Origin of the sequence: Collinsella sp. AM34-10 (genome assembly GCF_003469185.1) — a bacterium.
Taxonomy (GTDB): Bacteria; Actinomycetota; Coriobacteriia; order Coriobacteriales; family Coriobacteriaceae; genus Collinsella.
Genome location: NZ_QSIL01000001.1, coordinates 154,992 through 181,495 on the forward strand (window position 1 = coordinate 154,992; position 26,504 = coordinate 181,495).

General features: G+C 60.9%; 22 protein-coding genes. 14 read left to right on the plus strand and 8 right to left on the minus strand.

Annotated elements, in window-relative coordinates:
* The 4 genes from DW823_RS00710 (at position 1) to DW823_RS00725 (ending at position 5,878) form a co-directional block, all read left to right on the plus strand.
* On the plus strand, positions 1 to 1,482 hold the full coding sequence (locus DW823_RS00710) for a glutamate synthase subunit beta (protein WP_118079491.1): 1,482 nt from the start codon (positions 1 to 3) through the stop codon (positions 1,480 to 1,482).
* Positions 1,483 to 1,797: 315 nt separating this feature from the next.
* A complete protein-coding gene (locus DW823_RS00715) occupies positions 1,798 to 2,505 on the plus strand; it encodes a hypothetical protein (RefSeq protein WP_118079493.1) in 708 nt (235 codons plus the stop codon).
* 474 nt (positions 2,506 to 2,979) lie between these two features.
* Positions 2,980 to 4,017: a hypothetical protein gene (locus DW823_RS00720; RefSeq protein ID WP_147350634.1), complete on the plus strand. Its 1,038-nt coding sequence runs from the start codon at positions 2,980 to 2,982 to the stop codon at positions 4,015 to 4,017.
* A gap of 490 nt (positions 4,018 to 4,507) precedes the next feature.
* Positions 4,508 to 5,878 (plus strand): amidohydrolase family protein, encoded by a 1,371-nt coding sequence (locus DW823_RS00725; RefSeq protein ID WP_233542942.1) that lies wholly within the window; start codon positions 4,508 to 4,510, stop codon positions 5,876 to 5,878.
* A gap of 107 nt (positions 5,879 to 5,985) precedes the next feature.
* On the opposite strand, the gene DW823_RS00730 is transcribed toward DW823_RS00725, so the two are convergent.
* The 4 genes from DW823_RS00730 to DW823_RS00745 form a co-directional block, all read right to left on the minus strand.
* Complete coding sequence (locus tag DW823_RS00730; protein ID WP_117734398.1) at positions 5,986 to 6,459, minus strand: hypothetical protein; 474 nt, start codon at positions 6,457 to 6,459, stop codon at positions 5,986 to 5,988.
* A gap of 146 nt (positions 6,460 to 6,605) precedes the next feature.
* Positions 6,606 to 6,878, minus strand: coding sequence for a metal-sensing transcriptional repressor (locus tag DW823_RS00735; RefSeq protein ID WP_035137388.1), 273 nt, complete (start codon positions 6,876 to 6,878; stop codon positions 6,606 to 6,608).
* 135 nt (positions 6,879 to 7,013) lie between these two features.
* Positions 7,014 to 7,235 (minus strand): heavy-metal-associated domain-containing protein, encoded by a 222-nt coding sequence (locus DW823_RS00740; RefSeq protein WP_118079499.1) that lies wholly within the window; start codon positions 7,233 to 7,235, stop codon positions 7,014 to 7,016.
* Positions 7,236 to 7,382: 147 nt separating this feature from the next.
* On the minus strand, positions 7,383 to 9,725 hold the full coding sequence (locus DW823_RS00745; RefSeq protein ID WP_118079501.1) for a cation-translocating P-type ATPase: 2,343 nt from the start codon (positions 9,723 to 9,725) through the stop codon (positions 7,383 to 7,385).
* Between the two features lie 481 nt (positions 9,726 to 10,206).
* On the opposite strand from DW823_RS00745, the gene DW823_RS00750 reads away from it, so the two are divergent.
* The 5 genes from DW823_RS00750 (at position 10,207) to DW823_RS00765 (ending at position 14,802) form a co-directional block, all read left to right on the plus strand.
* Complete coding sequence (locus tag DW823_RS00750; RefSeq protein ID WP_199574271.1) at positions 10,207 to 12,456, plus strand: DEAD/DEAH box helicase; 2,250 nt, start codon at positions 10,207 to 10,209, stop codon at positions 12,454 to 12,456.
* A 642-nt stretch (positions 12,457 to 13,098) separates the two neighbouring features.
* Complete coding sequence (locus DW823_RS00755) at positions 13,099 to 13,395, plus strand: hypothetical protein (protein ID WP_118079503.1); 297 nt, start codon at positions 13,099 to 13,101, stop codon at positions 13,393 to 13,395.
* A gap of 215 nt (positions 13,396 to 13,610) precedes the next feature.
* On the plus strand, positions 13,611 to 13,811 hold the full coding sequence (locus DW823_RS00760; RefSeq protein WP_035137368.1) for a hypothetical protein: 201 nt from the start codon (positions 13,611 to 13,613) through the stop codon (positions 13,809 to 13,811).
* Positions 13,812 to 13,894: 83 nt separating this feature from the next.
* On the plus strand, positions 13,895 to 14,545 hold the full coding sequence (locus DW823_RS09645; RefSeq protein ID WP_147350635.1) for a hypothetical protein: 651 nt from the start codon (positions 13,895 to 13,897) through the stop codon (positions 14,543 to 14,545).
* Positions 14,461 to 14,802, plus strand: coding sequence for a CPBP family intramembrane glutamic endopeptidase (locus DW823_RS00765; protein ID WP_118079505.1), 342 nt, complete (start codon positions 14,461 to 14,463; stop codon positions 14,800 to 14,802). The genes DW823_RS09645 and DW823_RS00765 overlap by 85 nt, the downstream gene beginning before the upstream one ends.
* A gap of 156 nt (positions 14,803 to 14,958) precedes the next feature.
* Here the strand turns inward: DW823_RS00765 and DW823_RS00770 are convergent, their stop codons facing one another.
* The gene (locus DW823_RS00770) at positions 14,959 to 17,094 is read right to left on the minus strand and encodes a YgiQ family radical SAM protein (protein WP_233542943.1); all 2,136 of its coding nucleotides are present in this window, start codon (positions 17,092 to 17,094) and stop codon (positions 14,959 to 14,961) included.
* A gap of 268 nt (positions 17,095 to 17,362) precedes the next feature.
* Here DW823_RS00770 and DW823_RS00775 point away from each other — a divergent pair, with 268 nt between their 5' ends.
* Positions 17,363 to 18,079: a YoaK family protein gene (locus DW823_RS00775; protein ID WP_117862013.1), complete on the plus strand. Its 717-nt coding sequence runs from the start codon at positions 17,363 to 17,365 to the stop codon at positions 18,077 to 18,079.
* 120 nt (positions 18,080 to 18,199) lie between these two features.
* Here DW823_RS00775 and DW823_RS00780 read toward each other — a convergent pair whose 3' ends face one another.
* Positions 18,200 to 18,739: a hypothetical protein gene (locus DW823_RS00780; RefSeq protein ID WP_147350636.1), complete on the minus strand. Its 540-nt coding sequence runs from the start codon at positions 18,737 to 18,739 to the stop codon at positions 18,200 to 18,202.
* Positions 18,740 to 19,151: 412 nt separating this feature from the next.
* Here DW823_RS00780 and fucO point away from each other — a divergent pair, with 412 nt between their 5' ends.
* The 3 genes from fucO (at position 19,152) to DW823_RS00795 (ending at position 23,478) form a co-directional block, all read left to right on the plus strand.
* Positions 19,152 to 20,318 carry a lactaldehyde reductase gene (gene fucO, locus DW823_RS00785; protein ID WP_022094861.1) on the plus strand — a complete coding sequence of 389 codons (1,167 nt, stop codon included), beginning with the start codon at positions 19,152 to 19,154 and terminating at the stop codon, positions 20,316 to 20,318.
* 604 nt (positions 20,319 to 20,922) lie between these two features.
* Positions 20,923 to 21,966: a M42 family metallopeptidase gene (locus DW823_RS00790; protein ID WP_118079511.1), complete on the plus strand. Its 1,044-nt coding sequence runs from the start codon at positions 20,923 to 20,925 to the stop codon at positions 21,964 to 21,966.
* 138 nt (positions 21,967 to 22,104) lie between these two features.
* Positions 22,105 to 23,478: a DNA-binding protein gene (locus DW823_RS00795; protein ID WP_118079513.1), complete on the plus strand. Its 1,374-nt coding sequence runs from the start codon at positions 22,105 to 22,107 to the stop codon at positions 23,476 to 23,478.
* 8 nt (positions 23,479 to 23,486) lie between these two features.
* Here the strand turns inward: DW823_RS00795 and mnmA are convergent, their stop codons facing one another.
* Both mnmA and cysK read right to left on the minus strand, forming a co-directional pair.
* Positions 23,487 to 24,749, minus strand: a complete 1,263-nt coding sequence (gene mnmA / locus DW823_RS00800; RefSeq protein WP_255415128.1) for a tRNA 2-thiouridine(34) synthase MnmA — start codon at positions 24,747 to 24,749, stop codon at positions 23,487 to 23,489.
* A 15-nt stretch (positions 24,750 to 24,764) separates the two neighbouring features.
* The gene (gene cysK / locus DW823_RS00805; RefSeq protein WP_118079517.1) at positions 24,765 to 25,703 is read right to left on the minus strand and encodes a cysteine synthase A; all 939 of its coding nucleotides are present in this window, start codon (positions 25,701 to 25,703) and stop codon (positions 24,765 to 24,767) included.
* 252 nt (positions 25,704 to 25,955) lie between these two features.
* Between cysK and DW823_RS00810 the strand changes: the two genes are divergently transcribed.
* Complete coding sequence (locus DW823_RS00810; protein WP_118079519.1) at positions 25,956 to 26,384, plus strand: Rrf2 family transcriptional regulator; 429 nt, start codon at positions 25,956 to 25,958, stop codon at positions 26,382 to 26,384.
* The last annotated feature ends 120 nt before the right edge of the window (positions 26,385 to 26,504 follow it).

Below are 26,504 nucleotides of genomic sequence, written 5' to 3' on the forward strand. Positions count from 1 at the left end.
ATGGGTAAGCCCGGTGCTTTTCTTGATATCGATCGCGTGACCCACGAGCTTCGCCCCGTGGAGGAGCGCAGCCATGATTTTGACCCGCTGTACGTGGAGCTCGATGACGACGCGCGCCGTGCCCAGGCGAGCCGCTGCATGATGTGCGGCGTGGCGTTTTGCCAGATGGGCGCGAGCTTTGGCAGGGCGCGCCCGAGCGGCTGTCCGCTGCACAACCTGATTCCCGAGTGGAATGAGCTGGTGTACCGCGGCCGTTGGGACGAGGCTGCCGAGCGCCTGTCGCTCACCTCGCCCATGCCCGAGTTTACGAGCCGTGTGTGCCCGGCGCTGTGCGAGGCCGCGTGCAACTTGGGATCGGTCGACGGCCAGCCCACGACGATTCACGATAACGAGCGCGCAATCAGCGACCACGAATGGGCAAACGGTGGCCCGCGTCGCTTTGAGCCGGCGGGGGAGGACGCGCCCTCGGTCGCCGTGGTTGGTTCTGGCCCGGCTGGTCTGGTGGCTGCATGGGAACTTGCGCGTCGCGGTGCCCGCGTGACGGTGTTTGAGCGTGACGACCGCCCGGGCGGCCTGCTCATGTACGGCATTCCCAACATGAAGCTCGAGAAGTCTGTGGTCGAGCGTCGCGTGGCGCTCATGCGCGAGCTGGGTATCGTCTTTGAGCTGGGCACTGACGCTACGAACCCTGCGGTGGCGGCCAAGCTCAATGGTTTTGACGCTGTCGTGGTGGCAGCTGGTGCCCGTGCCCCGCGCGGTCTTTCGGCTACGAATGTGGATGCCCCGGGCGTAGTGTATGCCGTGGACTATCTGGCGGCTTCGACCGTCTCGGTGCTCGATGGCGGTGAGCCCGCGGTGAACGCGCGCGGCTTGGACGTTGTGGTCATTGGCGGCGGCGATACCGGCAACGACTGCGTGGGTACCGCGGTGCGCCAGGGCGCGCGCAGCGTGCGCCAGTTTGAGTTTTTGCCGGCTGCGCCCGATAAGCGCGCGGCGAGCAACCCCTGGCCGCAGTGGCCCAACGTTAAGAAGACCGACTACGGCCAGCAGGAGGCTATCGCTGCGATGGGTGGCGAGATGCGTGCCTGGGGCGTGGATACGCTTGAGGTGCTGCTGGACAAGAAGGGCGCGGCCGCGGGCCTGCGCGTGGTCGACCTGGATTGGTCGGCCGGCAAGCCCGAACGCATTGCGGGCTCCGAGCGCGAAGTGCCGGCGCAGCTGGTGCTCATCGCCTGCGGCTTTACGGGTCCGGAGCACAGCGTGTTCGAAGCCGTCGGCGTGCCCGCTGCCACGGCGGGCCGCCCGCTGCCCGTGATGGCCTCCGAAGGCTCGCACCTTGCGGCCCGCGTGGATGGCGTTGCTGCGGATGCCGCGCCGGTGTATGTGGCCGGTGATGCCCGCAACGGCAGCTCGCTCGTGGTAAGCGCCATGGCGGACTCCCTGGCCTGCGCTGCCGAGGTTGCCGAGGCCTTGGGGCTGTAAGGTAGTCATTCAAGAGCGTCCCCAACGACTGGTCATTGGGGACGCCCTTGATGTCTGACTGCTCATTTGCTGACGTGCGGGCTCGCGGCGCCTTGCTGTTTTCGTGATGGCTGCGGCTGGGCAGCTCAAAATCTCTGTTTATTTGTCTATGTTTAACTGGGCTTTTGCTTCGGTATGACGTATCGGTCAAGCATTCCGTCAAGTGTTCGGTCAGCATCTGGTTTGCAGCCTTATGCCCATTTCGCCCGCGCTGGCGGCGACCAGCGGCCCTCCTCGTAAGCTCAAATTGAGGTTCATCAGTTTGAGGAGGATGCCATGGCTGATCATGTTTTGGACCGGGGACGTCTGGCCGAGGCCGTCGGTAACGATATTGCCGACATGGCCCAGTTTTGGATGCTACGCAAGTTTCAGTTTTTGGAGTCGGCGCGCACGCAGTTCGAAGTGATAGTCGATCCATGGCTCAGCTATTGCGAGGAGCCTTCGCAAAGCGAAATCATGGCCTACAACATGGCGTTTACCGATTGGCTGCTGTTTGAGCGTCCCTATTACCACGGCAAGACGCTGCTTGAGCTGTATGTGGACGAGCCACCGGCGTCGCTTTCGCCTGCTTCGCTCAGGCGGCTCGAACAGGTGCGCGACACGCAGTATTTTTCGCGCTTTGGTATTTTGGACAAAGATCCTGCGACTGGTATGGTCGCGCTGCGCGACACGCGCACCGACCGTCGTTTTGATGTCTACGACCCACATATCGTGCAAAAAGAGCGCTGGCGCGATGGTGCGATTGCGGTGCGCATCGCGTGCGTTGACGATATTTGGCTGACGGCGGGACAGCTCTACCTCTACGACATAGCGCGCCTGAGCGATACGGCGGTCGACGGGCCTGGCGCCGTTCATCCGGAAGACCTGGAAGACGGCTTCGATACCTCGTGTATCAGCTTCTTTTTGAGGTTGGTCCGCGACATCATGGGTGCCCAGGGGCGCTACGTAAAGTCCCTCAATGTTTATGAGCAGGAGTGGGAGTAGGGGATGGACAGTCGCAGCGCCGTCGCCTGTCTATTTGCCTCGGTCTGTAACGATTAGGGACAAAAAACCGGTCTACCTGTTACAGATCGAGACGAATGCTTGGGCGCCGCTGATTTGTCTAAATCTGTAACGTTTAGGGGCCTGGAGAACGTCTAACTGTTACAGGTCGAGACGTTTGGAACCTGGCTGGGGGAATGTCTCAATCTGTAACATCTACAGGCCAAAACTCGACCTAACTGTTACAGATCGAGACAAAGGTTGGACGCGGTGCCGAAAGATCTCGATTTGTAACATCTAGAGGCCAAAAATCGGTCTTCCTGTTACAGATCGAGACAAAGAGGTGCAATGCTGCGCGAACGTCTCGATCTGTAACGTTTGGCGGCTGCTTGTGCCCGTAACTGTTACAGGTCGAGACGTTTGTCGGCAGCGGCAACAGCGGCGATGGCCCATTTTTCCGATGTGATGGTGATAGAAGTGTCTAATACCGTTTTTAAACACAAGCATGCAACACGTAACACCTTGGCGCGGAATAGGATGCTTGCCAGGCTCACGGAGGCGGCTGAACAAGGCGTGCTGCTTGTGACGCACGACAATGCTGAGCTCATGTGGCTGCGGCGCCATGTGGGCACAGACGATATTGCGGAGCCCGAATCGCACCTATTCTGTTTTCAGCATGAATGGGATGCATCGACGCCGCCGGAGCGGGCGCGGTTGACCATCAAGGGGCTTGCGGAGTTTTATCCCGATTGGGCGTTTTGGGGTTATGACGCGGCACTTTTGTGGGGTCTGGAGGTGCCGAATGATCTGCTCGGGCCGCGTTACTTGGTCAAGACGGGTTGTTCGGTGGCGTTGAGTACGGGATATAGGCTGCTGCGTCCGCAGGCGGCGGGTGCGCTTGAGCGCGTCGACGGCGTGCGAGTGACGCCGTTTTGGCGCACGGTGGAGGATTGTCTGCTGCGTGCACCGTTTTCGTATGGTCTGGCAATCGCCGATTCCGCATTGCGGGCGAAGGGCATGTCGCGCAACGACCTCTGCGAACGCCTCCAGGCCGATTGCGAGGGCAGACGAGGGTATCGCAGAGCTCAGGTGATTGCGTCGCATGCGGACGGGCTGTCCGAAAACGGTGGCGAGTCTCGGTTTCGAGCGTTCTTTATTGCATACGGTTTTCCGGTGCCGGAGTTGCAGGGGGAGTTTCGCGATCCGCTCGATTCAAGCCAGGTGTTTCGGGTCGATTATTTCTGGAGGCTCGAGGACGGGACGTGCGTGATTGGCGAGCTCGACGGAAAGGGGAAGTATACCTTGCAGAATGGCGAGGGTCGGGAGTCGGTCGACCCGTTCGTGGCAGAGCGTCAGCGGGAAAGTCATCTGACAATGCTCGGGCACAAGGTGCTTCGGTTTACGTTTGATGAGCTCAAGAACCCGGGGAAGCTGGTCGAAAAGATGGGGCTAGCAGGTATTCCGCAGCGGGTCGATTTGGCTGAGGAATGGAAGCGTCAGTGGTATGGGCGCTGAGGGGTACGACTAACGCGGATGTGGTTGTTCCGGACGAGTTCGTCTCAATCTGTAACAACAAGGGGCCGTTTGGTCTCGTAACTGTTACAGATCAAGACAGAAGGTTGGCTACCGCTAAAAGATCTCAATCTGTAACATCTAGAGGCCGAAAACCTGTCTACTTGTTACAGATTTAGACGTCTGACGACAGGGCTGGAAAATATCTCGATCTGTAACATGTAACGGCCAAAATTCGACCCAACTGTTACAGATTGAGACAAGGGTTGGACGCGGTGCCGAAAGATCTCGATCTGTAACATCTGGAAGGTCAAAGACGGTCTATCTGTTACAGATCGAGACATTTTGCTGGAACGACCGAAGCATCGCTGCACTGGTCTGTTCATCCTCATGCCCTTCTCTTTCTTCCGTTAGCCGATATGTCCGCAGCAACCCTGCCGTACTGGACGATAATGGACAAATGTTCAAGTTAATTGTGAGGGAGGAGCTCGATATGGCGTCTGCCGATCGTTCCACGTTGTTTATCAATGCGACCGTCTTGGATGGTTCGGAACATATGGAGCCGCAACCCGATATGGCCGTGGCCGTTGAGCGCGGTGTCATCACATGGATGGGGCCGAGTGCTGTGGCGCAGGCGCCCGCGGGTGCCGAGGTTATCGACCTGGGTGGTGCGTATCTCATGCCAGGCCTCATCAATATGCATGTGCATCTGTGCGGTTCGGGCAAGCCGGTTTCGGCGGGCGATGCGGGCGCGCTGATGAAGAAGCTCGATAATCCCGTGGGGCGCGCCATCGTGCGCCATATTCTTAAGGGCAGCGCCCAACAACAACTGGCAAGTGGCGTGACCACGGTGCGCGGCGCGGGCGACCCGCTGTTTGCCGATCTTGCCGTGCGCGATGCTATCGATGCCGGCAAGTATCAAGGTCCTCGCCTGGTGGCGCCGGGAACGGGTGTCACGGTGCCGGGCGGCCATGGTGCGGGTTTGTTCGCCCAGGTGGCCAACAGTCCCGCCGAGGCAGCCGAACAGGTGCGCGACCTGTATGCGCGCGGTGCCGACGTCATCAAGCTGTTCGTGACGGGCGGCGTGTTCGACGCTACCGAGGTGGGCGAGCCGGGTGTGCTGCGTATGCCGGTCGAGGTTGCCGCGGCGGCGTGCAAGGCGGCGCACGAGGTGGGCCTGCCGGTTATGGCTCATGTCGAGAGCACCGAAGGCGTGAAGGCCGCGCTTGAGGCCGGCGTCGATACGATCGAGCACGGTGCCCCGATGACTCCCGAGATCTTGGAACTGTACCGCGGCGCCGCGGGCACGCAGCTCGAGGGGCGTGCGCCCAGCGTTACCTGCACTATCAGCCCGGCGCTGCCGTTTGTATTGCTCGACCCGGAAAAGACCCATTCGACCGATACACAAAAGAAGAACGGTGACATCGTGTGCTCGGGCATCATCGAGAGCGCCCGTGCCGCACTGGAAGCTGGCGTTAAGGTGGGCCTTGGCACGGACTCGAGCTGCCCGTTCGTGACGCAGTACGACATGTGGCGTGAGGTGGCCTATTTTGCCAAGTATGTCGGCGTGGGCAACGCTTTCGCGCTGCATACGGCCACGCAGGTCAATGCCGAGCTGCTGGGGCTGGGCGGCGAGACCGGCACAATCGAGTGCGGCAAGGCCGCCGATATTCTGGTGACGCGCGAGAACCCGCTCGATGACCTGTGCGCACTGCGTGATCCGACGCACGTGATGTGTCGCGGTGATCTGGTGCGCAAGCTCAAGGTGAAGCGTATTCCCGAGGTGGACGCCGAGCTCGACGCGATTATGGCCATGCCTGCCGAGGCGTTGGCCGAGGAGCTTGCCCGCGATGGCGTGGCGTAAGCGCGCGATATGGCGATGCGACAAAGGGACAATCCTTTTGTCATAATCAGAAAAAGCCGAGGTCCCAGTGCGAGGCCTCGGCTTTTATTTGTCCCATAGTATGGCAGCTATGAGCGCGTCTCCATCTTGGCGTGGCACTTGGGGCAGGTGACGCGGATCTTGCCCTTGCCCTTGGGGACGGAGAGCATCTGGCCGCAGTTGGGGCACTTGAGGTATGCCGTAGTCTTGCGACCCTTCCACATCTTCTTGGCTGTGCGCTTGGCGCGCTCAAAGTCTTCCTTACTGGTACCGGCTGCGCGCGAGGCGTTGGCCGCTGCAGCTCCGCCGCCCAAGCTAGCTACAAACTTGCCCAAGCCGGGTACGTTTGCAGTCGCGGCGACAAAGGCCTCGTTCTCCTTGCGACGTGCATCGATGTTTTTGGACAGGCCGCGCAGCACGCCAATCACGATAACGGCGATGGCGATCCAGCTGAGCCACTGGATGCGGGCTATCGATCCGATCATCGCGATGACGATGCCGGCAAAACCCATCACGATGGTGAGCTCGTCGGCGCCATTGCGTCCTTTCATAAAGTCATTCATGCAAATTGCCTTTCGTTCGATATGCTGCACGCCTTTATACCCGATTTAGAGCAAGGGGGACAGGTTAATCTGCACCAAGGTGGTGCAAACATTCCTGTCCCCGGAACACCAAGACGGTGCAAAGTAGTCTGTCCCCAATGCCCCAATTACTTGGAGAGCTTGTCGACGACGCGTTCGATCTCGGCGAGCTTGGCGGCTTTGAGGTCTTCGTCGCCCGATTCGATTGCCGAAGTCACGCAGCCCTCGATATGCGCCTTGAGCACGTCGGCGTTAATGCGCGCGAGGAGCGCCTGTGTGGCCATGAGCTGCGTGGAGATATCGACGCAATAACGGTCCTCATCGACCATCCGCAAGATGCCGTCGATCTGGCCGCGTGCCGTCTTGAGCATGCGGGTCACCGATTTGTGGTCTGCCATCATGTCGGGTCCTCGTTTCTGGTCGATCTTCCGGATGCCCCCGTCAGTTGCGGTGAAATAGTTCTTGTTTGCAGGCTTGAAGCGCTAAAGCAGGAACTATTTCACCGCAACTTCTGAGGATTGAGTAGGCAGCGTCTGCTACGCGGCGGTCACGGACAGGGCGTGGAACTTCTCGCCCGCGGCCTCGACGGCGGCGGCGAGCTGCTCGGCGGTCACGGTGTCGGCGCACTCCACCTGGACGGTCTGGGTCTCGTGATCGGCGTCGGCGTCGGTCACGCCGGCCACGTTGAGCAACGCCGTCTCGACGGTGGCGTCGCAGCGGCCGCACATGAGGCCGGAAGTCTTGATTGTGTAACGCATGGGTATTCCTCTCTGTTGTGTCGGCTTTCCCAGGCACCCGACCTTGACCTTCAAGCCGTCGCTCGCGTACCAAAGTACGCGTCGCTCCTCTTTCAGGTCAATCTCGGGCACCTGGAAAACCCGTTCTAAATGGACTAAATGGTGAGCCTATTTTGCCACTTTAGGCTTAAAGGATTTCAGGCGCAGTGCATTGGACACGACGCAGACACTCGACAGGCTCATGGCCGCGGCGCCAAACATCGGCGAGAGTTGCCAACCGGTGAGCGGGAAGAACACGCCCGCGGCGAGCGGAATGCCGATGCCGTTGTAGAACAGCGCCCAGAACAGGTCCTGCTTGATGTTGCGAATCGTGGCGCGCGACAGCTCGATGGCGCGGGCGACGTCCATGAGGTCGCTGCGCATGAGCACCACATCTGCCCCTTCTTTGGCGATGTCGGCGCCGGTGCCGATCGCAAGGCCCACGTCGGCGCGCGCCAGGGCGGGGGAGTCGTTGATGCCGTCGCCCACCATGGCGACCTTGCTGCCCGCATCCTGCAGCTCGCGTACGTGGCGCTCCTTGTCGGCGGGGAGGACGTCGGCGATGACCTGCTTGCTGTTCAGTCCCACGCGGCAGGCGATTGCCTCGGCCGTCACGCGGTTGTCGCCGGTGAGCATGCGCACGTCGACGCCGAGCTTGCGGAGCGCGGCGATGGCCTCGGCGCTCGTCTCTTTGACCTCGTCAGCCACGGCGATGGTACCGACGAGCTCGCCGTTCTTGGCAAAGAACAGCGGCGTCTTGCCTTCGGCGGCAAATTGCTCGGCAAGACCCGCGGGCACGGTAACGCCCAACTCGTCCATCAGGCGTACGTTGCCGGCTGCAATGGTGTTTTGCCCCTCGCGCGCCGTCACGCCACGACCGGGCACGGCGGCAAAGTCCTCGACCATGCGCGCGACAATTCCGCGCGCCTCGCACTCGGCCAAAATCGCCTCGGCCAGCGGGTGCTCGCTTGAGCGCTCCAGCGCAGCGGCCAGCTTGAGCAGCGCCTTTTCGCTCATGGCGGGCGAGCCGTCGGCGCGCGTGGCCACCACGATATCGGTCACGGCAGGCTTGCCGCGGGTGACCGTGCCCGTCTTATCGAGCACCACGGTTCCCACGCTGCGCAGGTTCTCCAGCGCCTCGGCGCTCTTGAACAGAATGCCCATCTCGGCGCCCTTGCCGGTGCCTACCATAATGGCGACGGGCGTGGCCAGGCCGAGCGCGCACGGACAGCTGATCACCAGCACGGCCACGGCAGAAGTGAGTGCCTCGTTCACGCTGCCGGTCAGTGCCATCCACACCACAAAGGTCACGGCCGAGATCGCGAACACCACGGGCACGAATACGCCGGCGACCTTGTCGGCCATGCGGGCGATGGGCGCCTTGGTGGCGTTGGCGTCCTCGACGAGCTTGATAATCTTGGCGAGCGATGTCTCGGCGCCCACACGCGTGGCACGGAAGGTAAACGAACCGGTGCGGTTGACGGTGGCGGCGTTGACGGTGTCGCCGGCGGTCTTTTCCACGGGGATGGACTCGCCGGTGAGCGCGCTCTCGTCCACAGCCGAGCTACCCTCGAGCACCACGCCGTCGACGGGGATGGACTCTCCGGGGCGTACGTGCAGGACCTGGCCGGGAAGGATGTTGTCGACGTCGACGGTGGTCTCGCTGCCGTCCTCTGCCACGACGGTCGCGGTCTTGGGCGCCAGGTCGATCAGCGCCTCGATGGCGCCGCCGGTTTTGGACTTGCTGCGCGTCTCAAGGTATTTGCCCACGGTGACGAGCGACAGGATCGTGCCCGCGCTCTCAAAATACAGATTGTCCATGCCTGTCATCATGGCTTCGTGGACCTGACCCGCGGCTAATTGGTCGGCCATGATGAATATGGCGTAGAGCGACCAGGCGATGGAAGCGGTGGCGCCCACGGCAATAAGGGCGTCCATGGTGGGCGCGCCGTGCGCGAGCGATTTAAACCCGTTGATAAAGTACGCGTCGTTGACATAGACGATGGGGATGAGCAGGACGAGCTCAGTGAGGGCGAGCGTCATGCTGTGCGTGTGGTCGGTAAAAATGCCGGGCAGCGGCCAGCCGAGCATGTGCCCCATGCCTATGTAGAACAGTGGGATGAGGAATGCGATCGAGACGATGAGGCGGGTGCGCATGGCAGAGGCAGCGGCCTCCAACTTTTTGGTCGGCGACTCCATATGGGCGGCGCCGGACCTGGCTTGCGCGCTGCCACTTGAGCCGGCGGCATCGGTGCCCGTGCTGACGGGCGAGGCCGAATAGCCCGCGCGATCGACGGCGGTGCAGATGTCATCGGGGCTGACCTGCGCGGGGTCGTAGTCCACCAGCATGGAACCGGCGAGTAGATTGACCGCGACGCTTTGGACGCCGTCGAGCTTGCTCACGGCGCGGTCAACATGCGCCTGGCAGGCGGCGCACGTCATGCCGCCCACGTCGAACTTATCTTGAGCCATGGCTTCTCCTTTCTGTAGTTCGGTGTTGGAATTGTTAACCTACCGATACTATACACCCATACCCCCTGGGGGTGTCCAGTGGGAAGATAATAGTATGAAGATCTATTACAGTTGGGGACAGCTGCTCAGTCGTTGACCATTCCTGTCAAACATCTCAATCTGTAACATCTAGCAGGGCGAATGGCCTCTAACTGTTACAGATTGAGACGAGGCGGCCTAGACCCGCCCCGTCCGCCTCGTCATCTGTGGTTTACGTGGGGGCATGCGAAGCACGGGTATACTAACCCGCGGCGAATCTGCTCCATCGCTTAGAGCTGCTGCGTCTGGACGGCGCGTGATAGGGCTGCCAAAGCGATCGCCAGCGTGCTGAGCAACGTCCTCTCTGTGCGCACCTGTTTTTGTATGTATTAGCGCACTACCAAGCACGCCCGCGCGGCCGCATGCCGTGCCCATTGCGCGTGCAGATAAGGAACAACAACATATGCGTAATTCTGTATCCGACGTCACGGACGCCGAGATTCTGGACGAGACCCGCGAGGCCATGACCCAGGCTGCCTTCGATGCCGCCGATGAGGCCAGTGCCGCCCAGGCCGTCGAGTCCGCTACCGAGAGCCTGCCCGCCTTTGACGAACTGGGCCTTTCCGACGAAATGCTCCGTGCTATCGAGAACCTGGGCTACACGGCGCCGACGCCCGTGCAGGCCGGTTCGATCCCCGTGGTGCTCGAGGGCCGCGACTTGCTTGCCGCCGCTCAGACCGGCACCGGCAAGACGGCCGCCTTTTTGCTGCCGACCATGAACAATCTGGAGCACATCGCTCCTCCCAAACCCGTGCGCGAGCGCGGCGGCCGCAACCGCCGGCGCGGTGCCAAGAGGCCCGAGGGCAACGGCCGTGGCCCCGTGATGCTCGTCATCACCCCTACGCGCGAGCTTGCCCAGCAAATCGACGAAGTCGCGAGCAAGATCGCCGACGTCACCGGCCATGTTGCCGTGACCGTCGTGGGCGGCGTGAGCTACAAGCCGCAGACCGCTGCCCTCAAGTACGGCTGCGACATCCTGGTCGCCACGCCGGGCCGTCTGGTCGATCTGATCGAGCAGGGTGCCTGCCACCTGGACGAGGTTAAGGTCCTGGTGCTCGACGAGGCCGACCGCATGCTCGACATGGGCTTTTTGCCCGCCGTCCGCCGCATTGTGCGCGAGACGCCGGCCGAGCGTCAGACGCTGCTGTTCTCGGCGACCCTCGACGAGGAAGCCGTGGGCGAGATCACCGACCTGGTGAGCGACCCGGCTCGCGTGGAGATCGCACCGGCCACGTCGACCGCCGACACCGTCGACCAGTTTGTGTTCCCGGTGTCCATCGAGGCCAAGAACAACCTGCTGCCCGAGTTCCTCAAAAAGGAAGGCCCGGAGCGCACGATCGTCTTTATGCGCACCAAGCACCGCGCCGACAGCTGCTGCCGTCGCCTGGAGCGCAAGGGTATCAAGGCCGCCGCGATTCACGGCAACCGCAGCCAGGCCCAGCGCGAGCGTGCCCTTTCGGCCTTCCGCGACGGTACCGTCGACGTGCTGGTGGCAACCGACGTGCTTGCCCGCGGCATCGACATCAGCGACGTGCGCTACGTCGTGAACTTTGACGTGCCAGCCGAGCCGACCGACTACATCCACCGTATTGGCCGTACGGGCCGCGCCGGCGAGCTGGGCTGGGCCATTACGTTTGTGACCGAGCAGGACGTGGACGAGTTCTACGAGATTGAGAAGCTCATGGACAAGACCGCCGACATCTACGAGGCCGGCGACCTGCATGTGGGTCCCAACCCGCCTGCGGTTGATCCCGAGCGCGACCCTTCGGCCTTTAAGGTGAAGAAGAAGACCAAGCGCGGCAAGTCCAAGAGCAAGAAGAAGCTCGAGCAGGCACGTCGCGACGGCAAGCGCAACGGCGATGACTACGGTGATGTGGCCGGTCGTTCCAACCGCGGTCGCGACGAGCGTCGCGGCGACGGCGAGCGTCCGAGCCGTCCCAAGCGCGGCGGCAAGACCCGCGTGCGCGAGGGCGTTCAGGCTCGCGTGGACGAGGCTGTGGAGAGCGTAGCCCGCGAGGTGGCTGCCGAGGAGCGCGGTGGTGCTGGTGCCATTGAGCAGGTCCCGCGCGGCAACCGCGCCGAGCGCCGTGCCAAGCAGTTCCAGGGCGAGGCACATCGCCGTCGCCGCGAGGACGAGGACCGTGGCGGTCGTCGTCGTGTTGAGCGCGAAGACGAGGGCCGTGGTTCGCGTGGCGGCAAGCGTGGCTCGGGCGATCGTCGTCGTTCCGGTCGCAATGACGAGCGCGGTGGCCGTGACGAGCGTCGTGGCGGCGAGGGCCGCGGTGAGCGTGGCACCCGCAGCGGTGAGTCCCGTGGCGGCAAGCGCTTTGAAGAGCGTAGCGGCCGCGGTGGCGAGCGTCGCGAGGGTGCTCGCGGCAATGGCGGGCGCAGCGGCGCCGGCCGTTCTGGTGAGTCGCGCGATCGTCGAGATCCTCGTGCCAGCCGCGATCGTCGCGATGACTGGCGCAACTACGACGATACCCGCGAGGAGCGTCGCGGCGGCTATCGTGGTGGTCGCGGCGGTAACCAGGCCGGCTCCCGTGGCGGCCGCGCCGGCGGTCGCGATAACCGTGGCAGCTATGGCAACAGCCGTGGTGGCAAGCGCGGCGGCAGCTCCCGTCGCCCCGGTGACGGTGGCGGCAAGCGCAAGTAACACACGCGTCGCGCGGTAAGGCGAGACGAGTTTGGGCCCCGAGCAGATTATGCCCGGGGCCCTTTTTGTGGGCGCAGTTTGAGGTGGGCCGGCCCCCTCACGAAAAAGCACGGAGACGGTCGCGGCAAGAGATGTGGGTTATCGGCTTAGTTGGAGATTCGCGTATGCGGGGTTCTGGCATAGACGGAGAACGTGAAGCTCCCTACTGACGCACGGTGGCCTCAGTGCTCGGGCAGACACACTCGGGATTCCGCTCGCTGCCTGGCGCCCTTGCTGCCATCTGACTTTCACGCTCGCATTGTTCTGGATGCGGGCGTGTTTTTTCACGGCACGCACGGGTCCCCCGGGGCGCGCCGTGCATTTTCGGGAGTTTTCAGCAAGCCGGGGTGGCTGCATACGCGTCGGAAGCGTCTATTTGATCTCGCGAGATCCCTCGACGGGCGATTTGGGTTGGCAGACGGGGCCCGGCGCGGCGATAACGCGCGTTTCGCGCCGTGCCGTGCCCCCAAAACGATGCCGATCGCGCGGCGTTCCCGGTTCGAGGCGCCGCCGGCGGGGGCCGCGATGCTGAAAACTCCGGTTTTTGCACGGTCCAAGCGGGGGTACGTTGGGACGGGAAGGGGCGCCCCCGTCTATTTATGCATGGCACAAGCGAAAATATGCAAGACAATAGGGCGCCATGCGCCGGATGCCCAGATTGGGCGCGCCATACGCCGACGTTCGCCGCGTCCCTTCCGCGCCGTGCGCGAATCAAAAGGCGAGGGCAGTTATGGGCGTGCGGGCGGCCCTGCTGATGGCGGGGCTGCGGCGGAGCTTGCGCTTGCCGTGGTCGATCGCGCGCCCTGGGCGCCGGCGCTCGACGGCTGCATGCTCCTGCTTGCCACGCACGATGTCGCCGATGCTCAGGCCCTCGATATCTCGGACATCATCACACTCTAAATACTTATTCAGCAACAAAATGATCCGTTTTCCTCCGTCCCCAAGGGATCAGATGTGCTATTCTATCTGCGGGGTAATACTTAGGAATACCAAGTAATACCAACGCCGTAGAAACAAACTCCAGATGCGGGCCAATCGGGTTGCCTTCACAGCCCGTCGCCCAGCCGCGTGGCCCGCATCTATCCGCACCACCGTCGTTTCAAAAAGGAAGCGCCATGGCAGAACACATGACCCCCGTAGTCGCGAAGGTCTTGCCCGAGGAAAAGGCAGCCTTCGCGGCGGCAACTCAGCTCGTGGGCACCACGCCGTCCAACGCCATCCGCATGTTTATCGCTGCGTTCAATCGCTGCGGCACCTTTCCGTTCGACATTTCGCCCAGCGGGGCCTTTGGCACTGCACCCGATTCTCATCAATAAGTGATCCGTTTTCCTCCGTCCCCATGGGATCAGCTCTCTGCCGAGTTGTGGTAGAACTAGGGAACGGTTTTGAGGAGGTTGGCATGCTCAATGCGATGGCGTGGGCGCTTGCATGTTTTGGCGTTGTCGCTGCCGATATAGCCCTGAGCGTGGTTCTGTTTTCGGTTCTCGATGCCGTATCGGTGCTGACGGGCTATCCGATCGACAATCTCGATATCCAATGGTTCCAGGCTGCCGCTCAGACGGCGTCGTTTTTGATGGCGCTGCTGTGGTGGCGTTATCTGTGGCCCCGCTCCTTCATGGCGCGCCGGCAAGGTGAACGTCCGCTCGGCGGGGGAGCAAGTGCTGCATGGAAGCGCATCGCTTGCGTTGTCGTGATTGGCCTTGCCCTGCAGGTGGTCGTTGGCTACGTGACCGACGCCGTGCTGTCGCTGTTGCCCGACGCCGCGGCCGACTACAGCGAGCTTGTCGAGGAAACAGGTATGGGCGACACCAGCTATCTCGCCGTCCTGACTACGGTGCTCGGCGCCCCATTTTGTGAAGAGCTGCTGGTGCGCGGCATTTTTTTGAGTTTTCGCTCCGAGCGTTTAATCCGCAGTGCCGCCCACTTTGGAAGCGCCCGCGTCGTGCGAGCGCGCAGAACGGCGCCATGGTGCCCTGGGCGGCCCCAAGTACGTGGGGTATCGCCGCGGCGATTGTGCTGCAGGCGGCAATCTTCGGTTTTATGCACATGAATTGGGTGCAGGGTTGCTACGCGGGTGCCGCCGGCCTCATCTTTGGCTGGGTGCTCGTGACGACCGGAAAGCTCCGCTACACGATTCTGCTGCACTTTGCCTTTAATGCCGGGTCGTACCTCATGGGCCTGCTGTGGTTTGTGAACACGCCGCTCGACGTAGTGATCACGGTTGCCATCGCCGGCTTTGTGCTGGTAGAGGCGATGCGGTCGCTCAAACTGACGTGCCAGACGGATCGTCCCTACCAGCAAGCGTGATTCCCCTAAGGAAAACACGGCTAGGCGTGTCTGAGCGTGTTACCCCTAGGGAAATCACGACTGGAGACAGCCCAAGCGTGTTTCCCCTAGGGAAAACACGCTTGGCCGATGAGGAGACGCCGACTGGCCAAGAGACACCGGCCGGCCCTCGCCACGCTAGTTGCGACGCCCGCCTCCGTTGGCGCCCTGACGCCCTTGGGCTGCGCGATTGCGACCGGCAGTGTTCTGTGCGCGCGACATGCCGCCGTGCCCCTTGCTGCCTTTGGGTCCCTTGCCGGCGCCGCCGCCATGCGGTTTGCCGCCTTTCTTGCCGGTGCCATGCCCACCGCCAGCAGATGTCTCGCCCGGGCGCGGCGGCACGGGGCGAATCAGGCAATGCTTGGTGTAGCCAATCAGATCGCGGCGGCCGGCTTTTTCCAGCGCCTCACGCACGAGCTTGTAGTTCTCGGGCTTGCGATACTGGATGAGCGCACGCTGCATGGCCTTTTCGTGCGGGTCGCGGGCCACGTAGATCGGCTGCATGGTGCGTGGGTCCACGCCGGTGTAGTACATGCAGGTCGACATAGTGGACGGGGTGGGGTAGAAGTCCTGCACCTGCTCGGGCATGTAGCCCATGTCGCGCACGGCCTCGGCAAGGTCCACAGCTTCCTTCATCGTTGAGCCGGGATGGCTCGAGATCAGGTACGGCACCACATACTGTTTAAGTCCGTATTCGCGGTTCAGGCGTTCAAATTTACGGCAGAACGCGTCGTAGACGGCGCGGCTCGGCTTGCCCATCACGGAGAGCACCGCGTCGCTCACGTGCTCGGGCGCTACGCGCAGCTGGCCCGAGACATGATGCTCCAGCAGCTCGCGCAAAAACTCGTCCGAGGCATCGGCCATGGTGTAGTCAAAGCGGATGCCGCTGCGCACGAAGACCTTTTTGACGCCCGGCAGCTGGCGCAGGTCGCGCAACAACTGCGTGTAGCCGCTCTCGTCGACCACCATGTTCTTGCACACGCTCGGCCACAGGCAGCGCTTGTTCTTGCACACGCCGTGCTTGAGCTGCTTGTCGCAGGCAGGACGGCTAAAGTTTGCCGTCGGTCCGCCCACGTCGTTGATATAGCCCTTAAACTCGGGATCGCGCGTGAGCAGCTCGGCCTCGCGCATGATCGAGTCGTGGCTGCGCATCTGCAGCACGCGACCCTGGTGGAAGGTGAGGGCACAAAACGAGCACTCGCCAAAGCAGCCGCGGTTGGAGCTGATGGAAAATTTGATCTCGGCAAAGGCCGGCACGCCGCCCGCCGCGTCGTAGTCGGGATGCCAGTCACGTGCGTAGGGGAGCTCGGCGACCTCGTCCATCTCGTCGGTGGTGAGCGTCGCCGATGGCGGGTTCTGTACCACATAGACGCTGTTGGGGTAGGGCTCTACCAGGCGATGACCGGTGATGGGGTCCATATTCTGCTGCTGCACGTTAAAGCTGCGCGCGTAGTTGAGCTTGTCGGCGGTAAGGTCGTCCCAGCTGGGCAGCAGGTCGTAGTCGTAGACCTCGTCGAGCGAACCCGTGCGGTAGACGGTACCGTTGATATAGGTGATCTGGTCGACGGGCAGTCCCGCGTCGAGCGCATCGGCGATCTCGACAATCGCGTGCTCGCCCATGCCGTAGATGAGGATGTCGGCGCCCGAGTCGAGCAGTACCGAACGCTTGAGCTTGTCCTGCCAGTAGTCGTAGTGGGCCAGACGGCGCAGGCTCGCCTCGATGCCGCCGATAATGATGGGGGCATCCTTAAACGTCTGGCGGATGAGGTTGCCGTAGACCGTGACGGCTCGGTTGGGACGGCGCCCCTCCTCGCCACCGGGGGTATAGGCGTCGGTGTGGCGGCGGTGCTTGGTCACCGAATAGTGGTTGACCATGGAGTCCATGTTGCCGGCGCTGACGAGAAAGCCCAAGCGCGGCTCGCCGAGCACGCTGATGCTGGCGGGATCGGTCCAGTCGGGCTGACAGATAATGCCCACTTTGTAGCCATGCGCGTCGAGTACGCGGCTGATGATGGCCATACCAAAGCTGGGGTGGTCCACGTAGGCGTCGCCGCAGATATAGACGAAGTCGCACTGGTCCCAGCCACGCGCATCCATGTCGGCGCGGCTGACGGGGAGGAACTTGTCGCGGCCCGGTCGCCAGGGGCGTGAGGGCGCTGCTGGAGCATGAGTGGTGTGCCCACCCTGCGCCTTGCCGCCGCGCTTTTGCTGCTGGCCCTGTTTGCCCTGCTGACTGCGCTGGTTGTTCTGAGCGTGCTGAGGCTTTTTTGCCACGATCCCTCCCGGTGTTTGTATGCTGCACGTAATTGTAACCAGTCTTTTTGGGACGGGGCTAAAAAGACTGGTGGAGTACATGAGCTGGCGGATCGGCGCGTCGATGCGGGTGTCGGCGCCTCGCCCGCCGTTTGTTTCCAGACTGTGTATCTGCGCGTTGGAGAACCCGTCTCGCGCGCACGCCATGTTGTCAATGGGTTACAGTATGAACGGCGGTTATATGTCCGCCAACGCACGAGAGAGTCGTCAACAAGGAGGATGCACGACGATGCAGCGTGCCAAACAGATATCGGAGTCTATTGAGCTGGGCATCATCTTGGCGCTCGCCGGTGGCTTTATGGATGTGTATTCGTACATTGGGCGCGATCATGTTTTCGCCAACGCGCAGACGGGCAATATCTTGCTGGTGGGCGTGAGCATCTCAGAGGGCAATTGGGCGCTGGCGGGGCGCTATTTCTTTCCCGTGGTGTCGTTTGCCGTGGGTATTATGCTTGCCGACCTGGTTCACGAGCGGTTTGGCAGTGTGATTCACTGGCGCCAGGTGACGGTGTTCTTTGAAGCCGTTATCTTGCTGGGCGTGAGCTTTATTCCCGGTGGCGATTTCAACCTGCTCGCCAACTGCCTCACTTCGTTTGCCTGCGGTATGCAGGTCGAGAGCTTCCGCAAGATCCACGGTCACGGCATCGCCACGACCATGTGCATCGGCAACCTCCGTAACGCCCTGCAAAACGTGGACGATTACATCATCACCCACAAGCGCGGCTTTTTGGAAAACGGCCTGCTGTACTTTGGCGTGATCTTTACCTTTGTGTTTGGCGCTGTGTTGGGCAACTGGTGTATTGAGCGCATAGGCCTGCACGCCATCGTCGTGGCGAGCGTGCTGCTGTTTGTCGCGTTTGCCATCATGTTCATCGACCGCGAGCGCGACTTGCGTTTTCGCTGGAAGGTTGCGGCCGAGGCTTGGAAAGAGGGCTGTCGAAAGTAACCGAATGCGGCAGAGGGGTTGTCCCTTTGCCGCAATATTTTTCCTCTCTATGTAATACAGTTGCAGGAGCCAGAAAAAATATCTAGCTCCTGAACGTTGCAACGAACTGCTTTTTGCGATTTATTCGAGATGCTCTTCAATCCGAGCCCTCAGAAGGGCAATGGCTGTGGGTATTCCAATTGCGACGGCTAATTCGGCTTTATCCAAAACCTGTATGCTAAAGCACGATTGTTTATCACATTGAAGGACGTTAACTGAAGATAGCTTTACTTCCCGTTGACTGAATATATCGTAATCTCCAAATAGGAAGTTACCTTTTATTGTGTAATTCGGTATGTTCGTTACGCACTTCATCTCAAGTCTGTTTAGGCCATAATCGAACACCGCAACTTCCTTGTGTTCGATGATGAGCGCAACCCTGGGCATGTTACTAAAACCACCGTCGACGACAGTAAAGAGTTTTTCATTTGCATCGTCATAAACGGTATATTTAAGACTCAATAGCTGTCCTAGTGGACCCGTGAACCCATGTCTTTTGATGTTGAGGTTGTCTCCCGCTGGGTTGATGAGAGCTAGAGCATGCGGATAAGGGTTACCTTCAATTGAGATTCGATATTCGTTTGTAGCCGTCTTGCTCGATTTAGGACCAGTAGCTATCACGCGTCATCGCCTCGATCGAATTGGAGCCGTCTTCTGCTTCGTGCGGAGAATTACGCTGTACGTTGTAGTACATGCAGCTGCAATAACAGCATGGGCAATTTCTAACAAAATGAATGATGCTATTTGCTGCATGCATATTATTTACTATAAAGTATCCTTTTATAAACGTATTGTCAAACATATATTGCTAAAACAGAAACAATTTATAGACTGAGCGGGCCGTATTCTTTGGGCGAGTGCTCCTATAATCTAGCCTACGCTGCTGTCGGGAGGAAAGGACTAGGGCTCTATTATTATGTTGAAACGCTTTAACACCTTTGATGTTCTCACGCGTTTTTTGTTTCAAAAGCGTTAGGATGGGACTTATAGCGCGGGGCGTAATGGGTGCCCCGCACACGATGGGAGGCTATCAATGGCTAATCGTTTCGTTCTCAACACCATTTCTTATCATGGTTCCGGCGCCATCAAGGAGATCCCCGGTGAGCTCCAGCGTCGCGGCTACAAGAAGATCTTCGTCTGCTCCGACCCCGATCTGGTTAAGTTTGGCGTTACCGCTAAGGTGACCGACGAGCTCGACGCCGCCGGCATCGCTTGGAGCCTCTACTCCGAGATCAAGCCCAACCCCACTATCCAGAACGTCAAGGACGGCGTCGAGGCCTTCAAGGCCGCCGAGGCTGACGCTATCGTGACCATCGGTGGTGGCTCCTCCATGGACACCGCCAAGGCCATCGGCATCATCATCAACAACCCCGAGTTCGCCGACGTCCGCAGCCTCGAGGGCGTTGCTCCCACCAAGAACCACGCCGTGTTCACCATCGCCGTGCCGACGACCGCCGGTACCGCTGCTGAGGTGACCATCAACTACGTCATCACCGACCCCGAGAAGGTCCGCAAGTTCGTGTGCGTCGACACCAACGACGCCCCCGAGGTTGCCGTCGTCGACCCCGACATGATGGCTTCCATGCCCGCCGGCCTGACCGCTTCCACTGGTATGGACGCTCTGACCCACGCCATCGAGGGCTACACCACCAAGGGCGCTTGGGAGCTTTCCGACATGTTCCACTTTGAGGCCATTAAGCTGATCAGCGAGAACCTGCGCGACTCCGTCGCCGAGGCCAAGTCCGGCCAGCCCGGCTCCGGCCGCGAGGGCATGGCGCTTGGCCAGTATGTCGCCGGCATGGGCTTCTCCAACGTTGGCCTGGGCATCGACCACGCCATGGCTCACACCCTGTCCGCTCACTACGACACCCCGCACGGCGTCGCTTGCGCCATGCTGCTGCCGATCGCCATGGAGTTCAACAAGCCGGTTTGCGCCGAGCGCCTGGCCAAGGTTGCCGTTGCCATGGGTGTTGACACCACGGGCATGAGCACCGATGAGGCCGCCGACGCCGCCATCGCCGCCGTCAAGCAGCTCTCTGCCGACGTGAACATCCCGCACGTCTGCGAGGCCATGAAGGCCGACGAGATCGAGGTCTTGGCCAAGGACGCCATGGCCGACGCCTGCTTCCCGGGCAACCCGCGCGAGGCGACGCTCGACGACGTCATCGAGCTCTTCAAGAAGATCTGCCCGGCTGCCTAGCCCAGTTTGGTGGTCCTTCGCCCGTAGGCGTATGGTCTTTTGACTTGCTGCTGGCCCCGCCGTGCTACGCACGGCGGGGCTTTTTGTGCTGCGTCGATGCCCTGAGGCGAGCAAAACTAAGGCATGCTGCCCGCTGCGGATAGGTGGTGCACTTCCCAGCGTGCATTTTTGGGAGTATTCAGCAAGCTCTGAAAAATGCATAACGTTGTGAATGGGCCGCAGTGGCCCGCAGACGCTCATCGACAGCCCTTGTGGGTGGGCTATCGATGAGCGGAGGGGGCTGTCGCCGCGTTTTTGGGTTGCGACGACCTGCAACACTGCTGTAACCGCGTCGTTATGTTGTTTGTGATGGGGCCGTTGGGGCCCACGGTGCTGAATACTCCGTTTTTTGCACGGTCTAAGGTGGGGTACCCTGAGACGAAGCAAAAAGATGCCTCATTTCTATGCAGATACCGATAGGATTTATGCAAGATTGGGATTATAAACCGTGCGCGTGCAGAAAACCGGTGCGGGGACGTCTGGAGGCGGTTCGGCTCCTGGGGCATTGCACGTGCAGAACGGTTAAAATCGGGGCTCGGTCTTAGTTTTATATGGAAGGATACATATGGCTTCTAATAATGATGCTTCGTTGGAGGAGACGCTCTCCTATATCACTGAGCAGCTTAAGGCTCTGACTTCTATTGCTTCGCCTACGAGCTATACCCGTGCGGCTACTGACTATCTAATGGAAACGTTGCGCGATATGGGCTTTGGGCCCGAGCGCTCCAATAAGGGCAACGTGTTGGTTGAGCTTGGCGGCGAGGGCGAGCCGCTCGTGTTGGCGAGCCATGTCGACACCCTGGGCGCCATGGTGCGCTCCATTAAGGACAATGGTCGCCTGCGTCCCACGACGCTTGGCGGGCATCAGTGGTCTACGGCCGATGGCGAGAACTGCACCGTTTACACGCGCGATGGCAATGTCTATACGGGCGTGGTCCTCAATACCGAGCCTTCGGCGCATGTGGCCGATGAGCCGGTCAAGGCCATCGAGAAGAACATGGAGATCCTGCTCGACGAGAACGTTGACAGCAAGGACGATGTGCTCGAGCTGGGTATTCAGACTGGCGACATCATCGCCATGGATCCGCGCACCACGGTGACGGAGAGCGGCTACATTAAGAGTCGCTTCCTTGACGACAAACTGTCGGCGTCGATTCTGCTGGGCTTGGCGCGTGCCGTCGCCGCTGGCGAGGTGACGCTCTCGCGCAAGGTGTCGCTGCTCTTTACCGTGTACGAGGAGGTCGGTCACGGCGGCGCCTTTGTGCCGGTCGACACGCGCGAGATGATCAGCGTGGACATGGGCTGCGTGGGCGACGACCTGGGCTGCACCGAGCGCATGGTTTCGATTTGCGCTAAGGATTCGGGCGGTCCGTACAACTACGACCTGGTAACCACACTATCCAACATCGCGCGCGAGCTGGAGCTCGATTACGCCATCGATGTGTACCCGCATTACGGTTCCGACGTCGAGGCCACGCTCTCGGCCGGCTACGACATTCGCCATGGTCTGATCGGCCCCGGCGTGTACGCGAGCCACAACTACGAGCGCAGCCACATCGACGGCGTGCGCAATACCTACGAGCTGGTTCGCGCCTACGTTCAGCGCTAGGGGAGCAGCTTGCGACTCGGCTGACCAATCGCTAAGGCCCGATTTCTCGGGCCTTTTTTCACTTTTGGTTGTTTAGTATTATGATGTCTGTAATCTATTAACTAAACGTGTAAATTACTTAACGAGGTGATGCGGTGTATGGACACGTCTGAGTACTTGTCTATGGGTGATGCTGCCCGCCTGTTGGGCGTTACGAAAGCCCGCATATCTCAACTTGCCGCATCGGGAACGCTTGTGTGCGATATTGTGGGCGGCCGGAAGTTGGTCGAGTACAATTCTGCGCTCGCCTATCAAAAGGTCCGCAAGCGGGGACGCCGTCCTGCGGCCGATGTGGGACGCAAGTTTACGCTGATGTCGGCCGACCATGAGGTCGCGCATGTCTCATTTGATCCGACGCGTGAGTTTCCCTTCGAAATCGCCGAGGTCCTCGATGCGCAACGAATGCCGTTTGGCACATGCTCGAGCTCTTCTCCAACGGTGAATAAGCGGGAGCTCAACGCGTGGTGGGGGCATCGGTCGGTGCCCGATGTTCGTCCTGGGCTTATCTCGCGCTACCGCGAGCTGGGAATTGCCAGTGGCATTGAGGTGCCGGTTCAGTGCCTGGGTCTCTCGCTTTCGGATTGCTATTGGCTGCGGCCGGCAGAATGCGACGGGTTCGAATGGCGAAACCTCAATTACTTTGAGAACGAATTTGAGCGATCGGCGCCCGAGGGGCGTTCGGGTTGGCTGGAAGGCATCGGTCTTAAAAATCCGGATAACACGTCCGAGGGCGAGCTCCCTAAATCGTGGATGATCCGAAACGGCATTCGCGTTTTGGCTAAAGGATGCGGCGTGGACGATCAGCGTCCCTTTAACGAGGCGGTTGCAACGGCTCTGCATCGTCGCTTGCTGTCGGAGGGCGAGTTTGTTCCTTATACGGTTGAGCGGATGTTCGATGGCCCTGTGTGTCTGTGCGACGACTTTCTTGACGGCCGCGAGGAATACGTTCCGGCTGTTTACGTTAAGGGCGCACTTGGTAGCCAGCGGGGAGACTCGACATACGATCGATACTGTCGCTACCTTGGCAAGCATGGTGCCGATGAGGCCGCTGTGAGAAGGTCCATGTCGCAGATGATTGTCTGCGATGCCCTTTTGGCCAACAGCGACCGCCATTGGCGAAACTTCGGCATCATCCGTAATGTCGACACCCTGGAGATAAAACCCGCACCGCTGTTCGATAGCGGCAACTGTCTGTGGTATAACGTGCCAACCGTCTTGCTCGCGGCTGGGGAGTTTGGGTTTTCCGCTAAGCCGTTTGGGCCCGACCCTTCCGCTCAGCTGGCGCTTGCGGACTCGCTCGATTGGTTCGATTCATCTCGGCTCAACGGATTTGTTGATGAGGCGATCGAGATTCTTTCGCAGAGCGAATGGGCGACGGCGGAGGGTCGGCTCGAGTCCATTCGCCGCGGCCTCGAGCGTCGCGTAATCGAGGTTAGTGCCGCTGTTGAGGTACTTCGACACGTGCGGCGATAAACCCGTGGCTACTTAAGTGCGCCGGTCACGGTACCGCCGCCGAGGACGATGTCGCCGCGGTAGATTACAACGGCTTGGCCGGGGGCGATGGCTCGTTGTGGCTCGTCAAAGGTCAGCAGCATTTGTCCGTTGGCGTCACGCGTAAGGGTTGCTGCCTGGTCCTTTTGACGGTAGCGGTACTTGGCGCCCACGCGAATGCCGCCGGACGTGAGCTCTGCCTCCATGTGGTCGGCAGGGGCACTCCAGATCCAGTCATTGGCCGTGAGCGCTGTGGCCGTCAGGTCCTCGGCCTCGCCCAGATGCACAATGTTGTTGGCGGCATCGACGCCCGTTACGTACACGGGATGCGCCATCGCGACGCCCAGGCCCTTGCGCTGGCCGATGGTGTAGCGCAGCGCGCCGTTGTGGCGCCCGACCACGCTGCCGTCGCGCCACACAATGTCGCCCGGTGCAGTGGGATGTCCGCAGCGGCGCTCGATATAGCCCGCGTAGTCACCGTCTGGAATAAAGCAGATGTCCTCGCTTTCGGCCTTCTGGGCGTTGGTAAAGCCCTGCTCGGCGGCTATGCGGCGCACGTCGCGCTCTTTGTCCAGTCCGGCCAGCGGAAAGATCGTGCGTGCCAGGCGCTCTTGTGTGAGCGAATACAAAAAGTAGCTTTGGTCCTTTTTGGGATCTTCGCCGCGGTGCAGCTGCCAGGTTCCGTCGGACGCCTGGCTCGTTTTGGCGTAATGACCCGTGGCGATGTAGTCGCAGCCCATATCGAGTGCCGCATCGAGCAGCGCGCCAAACTTAATATGGCGGTTGCAGATGATGCACGGGTTGGGCGTCAGTCCCTCCTGATAGGCAGTCACGAAGCGCTCGATAACGTTGCGGTCGAAGGTCTGCTGCAGGTCGAGCACGTGGTGGGGTATCCCCAGGCGCTCGGCGACGGCCTTTGCATCGGCGATGTCGCGGTCGACTTTGCTCATGCCCGTGACGGGATCGGGCGCGGGACAGGTGAGGCGCATGGTGGCACCGACGCATTCGTAGCCCTGGCGCTTGAGCAGGTAGGCAGTCACGCTGGAATCGACGCCGCCACTCATGGCGACGAGCACGCGCTTGTTGTGCATGGGGAGGTTCTCCTTGGTGGCATGTGGCCAAAAAAGAAAAGCGGCGCGGGAGGCTGGTTCCGCGCCGCAGACATTGTAGCAAGTTCGGACGACTCGTGGAGCGCCCTGATGGGATGGGCTTAGACTGCCGGGAGAGAGGAGACCGATTCGTCCTGGGCTCAACCTATGGGCGAGGCCCTAGTCCTGGAAGAGTGCCGTGGACAGGTAGCGCTCACCGGTGTCGGCAAGCAGAGCCACGATGGTCTTGCCCTCGTTCTCGGGGCGCTTGGCCAGCTGCAGTGCGGCCCACACGGCGGCGCCGGACGAAATGCCCACGAGCACGCCCTCCTTGTGGCCCACGGCGCGGCCGGTGGCAAAGGCGTCGTCGTTCTCGACGGGGATGATCTCGTCATAGACCTGGGTGTCGAGGACGTCGGGCACAAAGCCGGCGCCGATACCCTGGATCTTGTGCGGGCCGGCCTGGCCCTTGGAGAGCACTGGGGAAGTGGCGGGCTCGACGGTGACAACCTGAATCTCGGGGTTCTGCTCCTTGAGGAACTCGCCCACGCCGGTCACGGTGCCGCCGGTGCCAACGCCGGCGACGAAGATGTCGACCTTGCCGTCGGTGTCATCCCAGATCTCGGGGCCGGTCGTGGCCTTGTGGATGGCGGGGTTGGCGGGGTTTACAAACTGGCCGGGGATAATGCTGTTGGGTGTCTCCTTCTGCAGTTCCTCGGCCTTGGCGATGGCGCCCTTCATGCCCTTGGAACCGTCGGTGAGCACGAGCTGTGCGCCGTATGCCTGCATAAGTTTGCGGCGCTCGACGGACATGGTCTCGGGCATGGTGATGATCACCTTGTAGCCGCGAGCCGCCGCCACCGAGGCGATGCCGACGCCGGTGTTGCCACTCGTGGGCTCGATGATGGTGTAGTCGCCGCCGCGCACGAGCTTGCCGGCCTTCTCGGCCTCGTCGATCATGTTCTTGGCGACGCGGTCTTTGACGGACCCGGCGGGGTTGAAGTATTCCAGCTTGACGAGCACGCGGGCCTTGAGGTCCTCATCGGCCTCAAAGTGAGTGAGCTCCAGAAGCGGGGTGTGGCCGATAAGCTGATCGATGGACGTATAAACATTGCTCATGGTGAACCTCCAAAGTGTTCAAATGGCTGGATACCGTGTGGGTTCACGGTGTGTGTAGCAGCAAACCCACAAACTTTATGGGTTGTTCTTTTTGCTGTTGGCAAGCATAGTAGACAGTAAAGCCTAGTAACGCAATAGGAAATAGAAGATTATTGCGAGTCGATTAACCAGCTTGACGGGAATAGGTATTTTCAAAACCAATTTTTCGGCTAGAATTTCTACGAATTAAAAGACCGAAAGGCAGCAATATATATGTTGGTTTCCACAAAGGGCAGATATGCCCTGCGCGTTATGGTCGACCTGGCCGAGCACCAGGCGGCAGGCCGCATTCCCCTCAAAGAGATCGCGGCGCGTCAGGGGATTTCTGAGAAATATCTGGAGAACATTTTGGCTACGCTCGTCCGCGCCAATATGCTCTCGGGCATGCGCGGCAAGGGTGGCGGCTACGTGCTCACGCGCCCGCCCGAGCAGTACACGGTGGGCGAGATCTTGCGCCTGACCGAGGGCAGCCTGGCACCGGTCGCCTGCCTGGATGGCGACTGCAAGGGTTGCTCGCGAGCTGATGAGTGCCCCACGCTCGACGTGTGGAAGAACCTGGACAAGCTCATCAACGACTACCTCGACGGTGTGACGCTCGATGCGCTCGTTGCCCCCAACGAGGGCTACGACTACGTCATCTAGCCCCACCTGTCATTTGGGGACGGGGCAGAAATGCTGGATTTTCTTGCCCTCTGAGGCTCGACAAATGATAAGGCCGCCCATCGTTGCGATGGACGGCCTTCTTTAGGTGTGTTGTGGCGG